Annotated in this window: 6 protein-coding genes and 17 tRNA genes; all 23 read left to right on the top strand. The window is 39.9% G+C overall.

Going from position 1 to position 7789, the window contains the following annotated elements; all coding sequences use genetic code 11:
* The first annotated feature begins 35 nt into the window (after positions 1–35).
* Positions 36–108: transfer RNA gene (locus PCY14_RS08015), tRNA-Val, on the top strand.
* A gap of 2 nt (positions 109–110) precedes the next feature.
* Positions 111–183 (top strand) — tRNA-Asp (locus PCY14_RS08010).
* A 19-nt stretch (positions 184–202) separates the two neighbouring features.
* Positions 203–275 (top strand) — tRNA-Lys (locus PCY14_RS08005).
* Positions 276–280: 5 nt separating this feature from the next.
* A tRNA-Leu gene (locus tag PCY14_RS08000) sits at positions 281–362 on the top strand.
* Between the two features lie 11 nt (positions 363–373).
* Positions 374–446 (top strand) — tRNA-Thr (locus PCY14_RS07995).
* Between the two features lie 6 nt (positions 447–452).
* A tRNA-Gly gene (locus PCY14_RS07990) sits at positions 453–524 on the top strand.
* 6 nt (positions 525–530) lie between these two features.
* Positions 531–616 (top strand) — tRNA-Leu (locus PCY14_RS07985).
* Positions 617–630: 14 nt separating this feature from the next.
* Positions 631–704: transfer RNA gene (locus PCY14_RS07980), tRNA-Arg, on the top strand.
* Between the two features lie 6 nt (positions 705–710).
* Positions 711–784: transfer RNA gene (locus PCY14_RS07975), tRNA-Pro, on the top strand.
* Positions 785–789: 5 nt separating this feature from the next.
* Positions 790–863: transfer RNA gene (locus tag PCY14_RS07970), tRNA-Met, on the top strand.
* A 19-nt stretch (positions 864–882) separates the two neighbouring features.
* Positions 883–956: transfer RNA gene (locus PCY14_RS07965), tRNA-Ile, on the top strand.
* A gap of 19 nt (positions 957–975) precedes the next feature.
* Positions 976–1065 (top strand) — tRNA-Ser (locus PCY14_RS07960).
* Positions 1066–1074: 9 nt separating this feature from the next.
* Positions 1075–1148: transfer RNA gene (locus PCY14_RS07955), tRNA-Met, on the top strand.
* A gap of 3 nt (positions 1149–1151) precedes the next feature.
* Positions 1152–1224 (top strand) — tRNA-Phe (locus PCY14_RS07950).
* Positions 1225–1233: 9 nt separating this feature from the next.
* A tRNA-Gly gene (locus tag PCY14_RS07945) sits at positions 1234–1304 on the top strand.
* A 32-nt stretch (positions 1305–1336) separates the two neighbouring features.
* Positions 1337–1410: transfer RNA gene (locus tag PCY14_RS07940), tRNA-Ile, on the top strand.
* Positions 1411–1414: 4 nt separating this feature from the next.
* Positions 1415–1502, top strand: a tRNA-Ser gene (locus PCY14_RS07935).
* 62 nt (positions 1503–1564) lie between these two features.
* Entirely contained in the window at positions 1565–2395 is an 831-nt protein-coding gene (gene mreC / locus PCY14_RS07930; protein WP_060934002.1) for a rod shape-determining protein MreC, read from the top strand.
* Position 2396: 1 nt separating this feature from the next.
* Entirely contained in the window at positions 2397–2924 is a 528-nt protein-coding gene (gene mreD / locus PCY14_RS07925) for a rod shape-determining protein MreD (protein WP_008536332.1), read from the top strand.
* Positions 2925–3008: 84 nt separating this feature from the next.
* A complete protein-coding gene (locus PCY14_RS07920) occupies positions 3009–4478 on the top strand; it encodes a CHAP domain-containing protein (protein WP_021151307.1) in 1470 nt (489 codons plus the stop codon).
* A gap of 207 nt (positions 4479–4685) precedes the next feature.
* Positions 4686–5651, top strand: coding sequence for a ribose-phosphate diphosphokinase (locus PCY14_RS07915; protein ID WP_008536329.1), 966 nt, complete (start codon positions 4686–4688; stop codon positions 5649–5651).
* Positions 5652–5742: 91 nt separating this feature from the next.
* The gene (locus PCY14_RS07910; RefSeq protein ID WP_021151308.1) at positions 5743–6918 is read left to right on the top strand and encodes a pyridoxal phosphate-dependent aminotransferase; all 1176 of its coding nucleotides are present in this window, start codon (positions 5743–5745) and stop codon (positions 6916–6918) included.
* Positions 6905–7678, top strand: a complete 774-nt coding sequence (recO, locus tag PCY14_RS07905) for a DNA repair protein RecO (protein WP_021151309.1) — start codon at positions 6905–6907, stop codon at positions 7676–7678. Before PCY14_RS07910 ends, recO begins: the two co-directional genes overlap by 14 nt.
* The last annotated feature ends 111 nt before the right edge of the window (positions 7679–7789 follow it).

Genomic DNA, 7789 nt, shown 5'->3' with positions numbered 1-7789 from the left:
AGTTTCTGACCGTTGGCTGAGTTAAACGACCAAGAGGGAGTTTAGCTCAGCTGGGAGAGCATCTGCCTTACAAGCAGAGGGTCAGCGGTTCGATCCCGTTAACTCCCATAGGTCCCGTGGTGTAGCGGTTATCACGTCGCCCTGTCACGGCGAAGATCGCGGGTTCGATTCCCGTCGGGACCGTTCAAGTAGAAATATTTGAGACTCGTTAGCTCAGTTGGTAGAGCAATTGACTTTTAATCAATGGGTCACTGGTTCGAGCCCAGTACGGGTCATATATGCGGGTGTGGCGGAATTGGCAGACGCACCAGATTTAGGATCTGGCGCTTAACGGCGTGGGGGTTCAAGTCCCTTCACCCGCATAAAAGAGATAGCCGGCTTAGCTCAGTTGGTAGAGCATCTGATTTGTAATCAGAGGGTCGCGTGTTCAAGTCATGTAGCCGGCATTCTTTGCGAACGTAGTTCAGTGGTAGAACATCACCTTGCCAAGGTGGGGGTCGCGGGTTCGAATCCCGTCGTTCGCTTGAGGAGCCGGGGTGGCGGAACTGGCAGACGCACAGGACTTAAAATCCTGCGAAAGGAAACTTTCGTACCGGTTCGATTCCGGTCCTCGGCATAATTTAATAAAGAGCACCCTTAGCTCAACTGGATAGAGTACCTGACTACGAATCAGGCGGTTAGAGGTTCGACTCCTCTAGGGTGCATGTTATCGGGAAGTAGCTCAGCTTGGTAGAGCACTTGGTTTGGGACCAAGGGGTCGCAGGTTCGAATCCTGTCTTCCCGATTTATGGCGGTGTAGCTCAGCTGGCTAGAGCGTCCGGTTCATACCCGGGAGGTCGGGGGTTCGATCCCCTTCGCCGCTATATCATATATGGATTACTTGGACCTTTAGCTCAACTGGTTAGAGCACTCGGCTCATAACCGAGCGGTCGTAGGTTCGAGTCCTACAAGGTCCATATATTGTTTATATTATTTGGAGGATTACCCAAGTCCGGCTGAAGGGAACGGTCTTGAAAACCGTCAGGCGTGTAAAAGCGTGCGTGGGTTCGAATCCCACATCCTCCTTAATTTTATCGCGGGATGGAGCAGCTAGGTAGCTCGTCGGGCTCATAACCCGAAGGTCGTAGGTTCAAATCCTGCTCCCGCAATTTGGCTCGGTAGCTCAGTTGGTAGAGCAATGGATTGAAGCTCCATGTGTCGGCGGTTCGATTCCGTCTCGCGCCATTTTGTTTAGCGGGTGTAGTTTAGTGGTAAAACTACAGCCTTCCAAGCTGTTGTCGCGAGTTCGATTCTCGTCACCCGCTTTATTTGGAATAAATAGCCAAGCATTTAGCTTGGGCGCGTAGCTCAGATGGTTAGAGCGCACGCCTGATAAGCGTGAGGTCGGTGGTTCGATTCCACTCGTGCCCATATTGGAGAATTACTCAAGAGGCTGAAGAGGACGGTTTGCTAAATCGTTAGGTCGGGTAACTGGCGCGGGGGTTCGAATCCCCCATTCTCCGTATTATGACGAATTATCTAGTAAGATAATTCGTTTTCTTTTACTGTTTACAGAGGTGACAAAATGAAAAATAGTTTTTACAAATTTCTTCTCTATGGATTTATTACTTTTCTTTTTTTTGTTATGTTTTTTTCTTTTCTTTTTACAAATAAAAAGTTGACGAAGGATTTATCTTCTAATGTTTCGGGAGTTATTTCTAAGGTGGATTCTGTGGTCTCAATTCCTTTTGTCGCTTTAACTAAATCGCATAATGTCATCTCTGATTTGTTATCAACTTATTCTGAGAACAGGGATTTAAAAAAGTCCTTATCCTCACTTCAGAATCAATCTGCAATCATTTCCAATTTACAAGAAGAAAATGATTCTCTAAGGGCTTCTTTGAATCTTTCAGATAAGCTTAGTCGAGATAATGTTATAACAGCCGAAGTTTCTATGCGACCTTCAGTTAATTGGTTAAAAGAGTTAACGATTAATGTTGGTAAATCTAAGAATGTTAGCAAGTCTATGTTAGCAACATCTAATGGTGGTGTCATAGGTTTTGTGACAAAAGTTTATGATGATAGTACTACCATTTCTTTACTCTCAGGTAGTCTTAGTGATACTTATTTAGCTTCTAGTGTTATTTCTGAGGATGGAAATCAGATTTTTGGCATCATTTCAAATTATGATAATAAAAAGAAGCTTTTAAAAATGACACAACTTAACTCTTCAGAAAATATTAAGAAGGGTACAGAAGTGGTTACTAGCGGTTTGGATGATGTCTCTGTAAAGGGTGTTCCAATTGGAACCGTTGAATCTGTAAGTGATTATGAAGGAAATCGAACTATTTTTGTAAAACCTTATGCAGATTTTGATAAAATTTCTTATGTTACTTTAGTTGGAGATGGTAAATAATATGAATTTCTCTAAGTATTCTTTTGTTCCTTTTTTACTTAGTTTCATTCCTTTTCTATGGGATGGTCATATTTCGATGATACTTAATCATTATTTGTCTCCAGAATTTTTTCTATCATCTCACCTTTTTATTATATATGTCTTTTTAATGACTTTAAACTTATCTACTAGTAGATTGTCATACCTTTATCTCATTTTTCTTGGCTTTATTTATGACACTTACTATTTTAAAACAATTGGTATAGTTATCCTTACTCTTCCCATTTTATGTTTTCTATTGACACAGTTATCTCGATTTGTTAAACGAAACGCTTACGTTGATTTACTATTAGTCTTCTTATCCTTATTTATTTTTGACATCATCAATTTTGGGTTTGTATTATTATATGGTTACTCAAACGAGTCCATAACTGATTTTATTATTTATCAATTAAGCCCTAGTTTGTTTTTTAATCTTTTAATGTTTATTTTAACTAAACCTATTATTGAAAAATTATTTTTGTATCTGTCAGTTGATAGATTTAAATAGAACTGTAATATTGACGTAACAAAGTTTGCGTCATTTTTTGATACAATTATAAGGTCTTATCGAAAAGGAGTAGTATTTTATATTATGAAAAAACGTATTCTTTCAGCAGTGCTGGTAAGTGGTGTAACCCTTTCAGCAGCTGCAACTGTACATGCAGAGGATTATGATTCGCAAATCGCTGCTGCAGATAACACAATTAGTAACCTTGCTTCTCAACAAGAGACTGCACAAGCTCAAGTTACTACAATTCAATCACAAGTATCAACTCTTAGAACTCAGAAATCAGAATTAGAAGCTAAAAATGCGGAACTTGAAAAAGTATCAGCAGGATTAGAATCTGAGATTCAAGAATTATCAAGTAAAATTGTGGCTCGCCAAGATTCTTTGGCTAAACAAGCTCGTAGTGCTCAACAAAATAATACTGCGACTAGCTACATTAACTCTATTTTGAATTCTAAGTCAATCTCTGAAGCGATTACTCGCATTACAGCTATTTCAAAAGTGGTAACAGCGAATAATGATATGTTGACAAAACAAGAGTCTGATCAAAAAGAGCTTGCTGCTAAGCAAGAAGAAAATCAAGCTGCAATTAATACTATCGCAGCTAATAAGTCAGAACTTGAAACAACAGAAGCTGGTTTGACAACTCAACAAGCAGAACTTGAAGCAGCACAAGTTGCTTTGGCTGCTGAATTGACAACAGCTCAAAATGAGAAAACATCACTTGTTTCTGCTAAATCAACTGCTGAATCTGCAGCTGCATCTACTGCTGCATCGGTAGCACAATCTCAAGCAGTTGCTGAATCAGAGGCAGCTGCACAAGCTGTGGCTTCTTCAGAAGCGGCAGCATCAGTAGCACAATCAGAAGCGGCAGCAACTTCACAAGCTGTAGCTCAGCCTTCAGAGGCACCAGCTTCTGAAACATCGACAGCTTCAGAGGCTGCACAAGCACCAGCTTCATCAGAAACATCAGAAGCACAAGCACCTGCAGCTTCTACTTCAGAAGCACCAGCAAGTCAAGCGACAGAAACATCAGAAGCAGCACAAGAACCTGCAGCGCCAGCTAGTCAAGAACAACCAGAGTCGACTGCTCCTGCAACTTCAGAAGCTGCTCCTGCCTCTACTTCAGAGGCACCAGCTAGTGAAGCACCAGCTGCATCAGAAGCTCCGGCTCCTGCAGCACCAGCTGAAACAGCTAAAGTTGAAGCCGCTGCGACACCTAATACATATCCAGTTGGACAATGTACTTGGGGTGCAAAATCATTGGCTTCATGGGCTGGTAATAACTGGGGTAATGCTAAAAACTGGATTGCTAGTGCGCAAGCAGCTGGTCACTCAGTAGGTACAACTCCTGTAGCCGGTGCAATTGCAGTTTGGCCAAATGATGGTGGTGGTTACGGTCACGTAGCTTACGTTACATCAGCATCAGGTGCAAACTCAATTCAAGTTATGGAATCAAACTACGCTGGTAACATGTCAATTGGTAATTACCGTGGTACATTTGATCCTACATCATCAGCTCACGGTGGTTCTGTATACTATATTTATCCATAATGATATTAAAGATACGATTCGAATGTTTTCGAATCGTTTTTTGTTTTTCAAAATGGGTGTTATGATATAGACATTTAGATAGCAAATTACTGTTATTAATAATTGTATCTTATGATACTTGTTAAGTTCCTATGACACCATTTATTTGACGTTGAAAATCAGTTTAAAAAAAGGTAGAATGGAGTAGTAAATATTTTGGAGGAAATCATGTCTTATACGAATTTAAAGTTGTTCGCTTTGTCGTCTAACCAGGAATTGGCAGCAAAAGTTGCTGATAAAATGGGTATTGAACTTGGAAAATCAAGTGTTCGTGAGTTTTCAGATGGCGAGATTCAAGTTAATATTGAAGAGTCTATCCGTGGTCATCACGTCTTTATTCTTCAATCTACAAGCTCTCCTGTAAATGATAATTTGATGGAAATCTTGATCATGGTTGATGCGCTAAAACGTGCGAGTGCTGAGACAGTTAGTGTTGTCATGCCTTACTATGGTTATGCACGTCAAGACCGTAAGGCTCGTTCACGTGAACCAATCACATCTAAATTGGTTGCTAATATGCTTGAGGTGGCTGGTGTTGATCGTCTTTTGACTGTGGACCTTCATGCTGCCCAAATTCAAGGATTCTTTGATATTCCTGTAGACCATTTGATGGGTGCTCCTCTTATTGCTGATTACTTTGATCGTGCTGGTCTTACTGGAGATGATGTAGTTGTTGTTTCTCCGGATCATGGTGGTGTGACTCGTGCGCGTAAATTGGCACAATGTTTGAAAACGCCAATCGCTATCATTGACAAACGTCGTAGTGTTGATAAAATGAACACTTCTGAAGTTATGAATATCATTGGTAATGTTGAAGGTAAAACATGTATCTTGATTGATGATATGATTGATACTGCAGGTACTATCTGTCATGCGGCAGATGCGCTTGCTGAGGCTGGTGCAACTCATGTCTTTGCATCATGTACACACCCTGTATTGTCAGGTCCAGCACTTGATAATATTCAAAAATCTGCTATTGAAAAACTTGTCGTGCTTGACACGATTTATCTTCCAGAAGAACGATTGATTGATAAGATTGAGCAAATTTCTATTGCTGATTTAATTTCTGAGGCAATCATTCGTATTCATGAAAAACGTCCGTTGTCACCATTGTTTGAAATGGGCCATAAATAGACTAAAGCTAGCCTAGGCTAGCTTTTTTGGTGTTTAAATGCGTTTGAGTTTTTGATATAATGTAAGGCATAATTGCAAAGAGGTGACCGTGATGGATTTAACACAACGTTTTAATAAAAATTTAGATAAGATTGAAGTTTCAATGATTCGTCAGTTTGACCAATCAATTTCAGATGTACCAGGGATCAAAAAGTTGACACTTGGTGAACCTGATTTTACAACTCCAGATCATGTAAAAGAAGCTGCTAAAGCTGCTATTGATGCTAACCAGTCGCACTATACAGGTATGGCAGGTCTTCCTGTCTTACGTCAAGCAGCTGCGGATTTTGTTAAGGAAAAATATAATCTTACTTATAACCCAGATAATGAGATTTTGGTGACTATTGGGGCAACAGAAGCCCTTTCTGCGACTTTGACAGCTATCTTAGAACCTGGTGATACAGTTCTTCTTCCTGCACCAGCATATCCTGGATACGAACCTATTGCTAATCTAGTTGGTGCTGAAATTGTTGAAATTGATACAACTGCTAATGATTTTGTTTTGACTCCAGAGATGTTAGAAAAGGCAATTTTGGAGCAGGGAGATAATCTTAAAGCAGTTTTGCTTAACTATCCAACCAACCCAACTGGTGTGACCTATTCGCGTCAACAGATTTCAGATTTGGCTGAAGTCTTGAAAAAATACGATATTTTTGTTGTTAGTGATGAAGTCTACTCTGAGCTAACTTATGTGGATCATCATGTCTCTATTGCGGAATATTTACCGGAACAAACGATTTTGATCAACGGCTTGTCTAAGTCTCATGCGATGACAGGCTGGCGTATTGGTTTGATTTTTGCACCAGCAATTTTGACGGCTCAGTTGATTAAGAGTCACCAGTATTTGGTGACGGCTGCAGCTACTATGGCACAATTTGCAGCTATTGAAGCCTTATCTGCTGGTAAGGATGATGCACAACCAATGAAAGTTGAGTATTTGAAACGTCGTGATTATATTCTTGAAAAAATGTCTGAACTTGGTTTCAAGATTATTAAACCTGATGGTGCTTTCTACATCTTTGCTAAGATTCCAGAAGGCTATACTCAAGATTCCTTTAAGTTCTGCCAAGACTTTGCACGTGAAAAGGCTATTGCGATTATCCCTGGTGTTGCCTTTGGGAAGTATGGTGAAGGCTATGTTCGCTTGTCATATGCAGCTAGCATGGATACTATTGAAACAGCTATGACTCGTTTGAAAGAGTTTATGGAAGAACATGCAGAAGCTTGAGAGTAGAGGGCTTGTCCTCTTCAATCGTAATTATCGTGAGAATGATAAACTAGTTAAGATTTTTACTAAGCAAGCTGGAAAACGGATGTTTTTTGTTAGAGGTGGTGGGGCAGGTAAATTAAGTGCTGTCATTCAACCTTTGACCATCGCTGAATTCATGATGACTGTAAATGATGAAGGTCTATCTTTCATAGAAGATTATAGCCAGGCAGAGTCCTTCAAGGAAATTACAAGCGATATTTTCAAGTTGTCTTATGCGACTTATTTGGCTGGATTGACGGATGCCGCTATTGCTGATGGTATGGTGGATGAGCAATTATTTGCATTTTTGGAGAAGACGCTTGAATTAATGGAAGAAGGTCTAGATTACGAAATTCTGACTAATATTTTTGAGGTTCAGGTTTTGGACCGTTTTGGTGTAAAATTGAATTTTCACGAGTGTGTCTTTTGTCATCGTGTAGGGCTTCCTTTTGATTTCTCGTATAAGTACTCAGGTTTACTTTGTCCAAATCACTATGCAGAGGATGAAAGGCGTAGTCACTTGGACCCTAATGTGCCTTATCTTTTAGATCGCTTTCAGGGACTTTCGTTTAAAGAATTGAGAAGCATATCTGTGAAGGATGACATGAAACGAAAGTTGCGACAATTTATTGATGAGCTCTATGATAATTATATTGGGATACATCTTAAAAGTAAGAAGTTTATTGATAATCTAAATTCATGGGCTTATATCATGGATAAGGAAGATAGTGCTGATTAGGCATTGTCTTTTTTTGTTTCACGTGAAACAGTGAATCAAAGGTTTTCAGGCTCAGGGGTTAAAATGCAGGTCAGTTCGTGCTATAATAAGAAGATAATAAGCTGAAAGACT

It is taken from the genome of Streptococcus sp. SV2, assembly GCF_030440175.1.
Lineage (GTDB): Bacteria > Bacillota > Bacilli > Lactobacillales > Streptococcaceae > Streptococcus > Streptococcus raffinosi.
This window is presented reverse-complemented; position numbering and strand designations above follow the sequence as displayed.

Bases quoted from the DNA above. Each gene is read 5' to 3' on its own strand.
- PCY14_RS07915 (WP_008536329.1), top strand. From the start codon at position 4,686: ATGTCTTATACGAATTTAAAGTTGTTCGCTTTGTCGTCTAACCAGGAA.
- PCY14_RS07910 (WP_021151308.1), top strand. From the start codon at position 5,743: ATGGATTTAACACAACGTTTTAATAAAAATTTAGATAAGATTGAAGTT.
- PCY14_RS07920 (WP_021151307.1), top strand. From the start codon at position 3,009: ATGAAAAAACGTATTCTTTCAGCAGTGCTGGTAAGTGGTGTAACCCTT.
- mreC (WP_060934002.1), top strand. From the start codon at position 1,565: ATGAAAAATAGTTTTTACAAATTTCTTCTCTATGGATTTATTACTTTT.
- mreD (WP_008536332.1), top strand. From the start codon at position 2,397: ATGAATTTCTCTAAGTATTCTTTTGTTCCTTTTTTACTTAGTTTCATT.
- recO (WP_021151309.1), top strand. From the start codon at position 6,905: ATGCAGAAGCTTGAGAGTAGAGGGCTTGTCCTCTTCAATCGTAATTAT.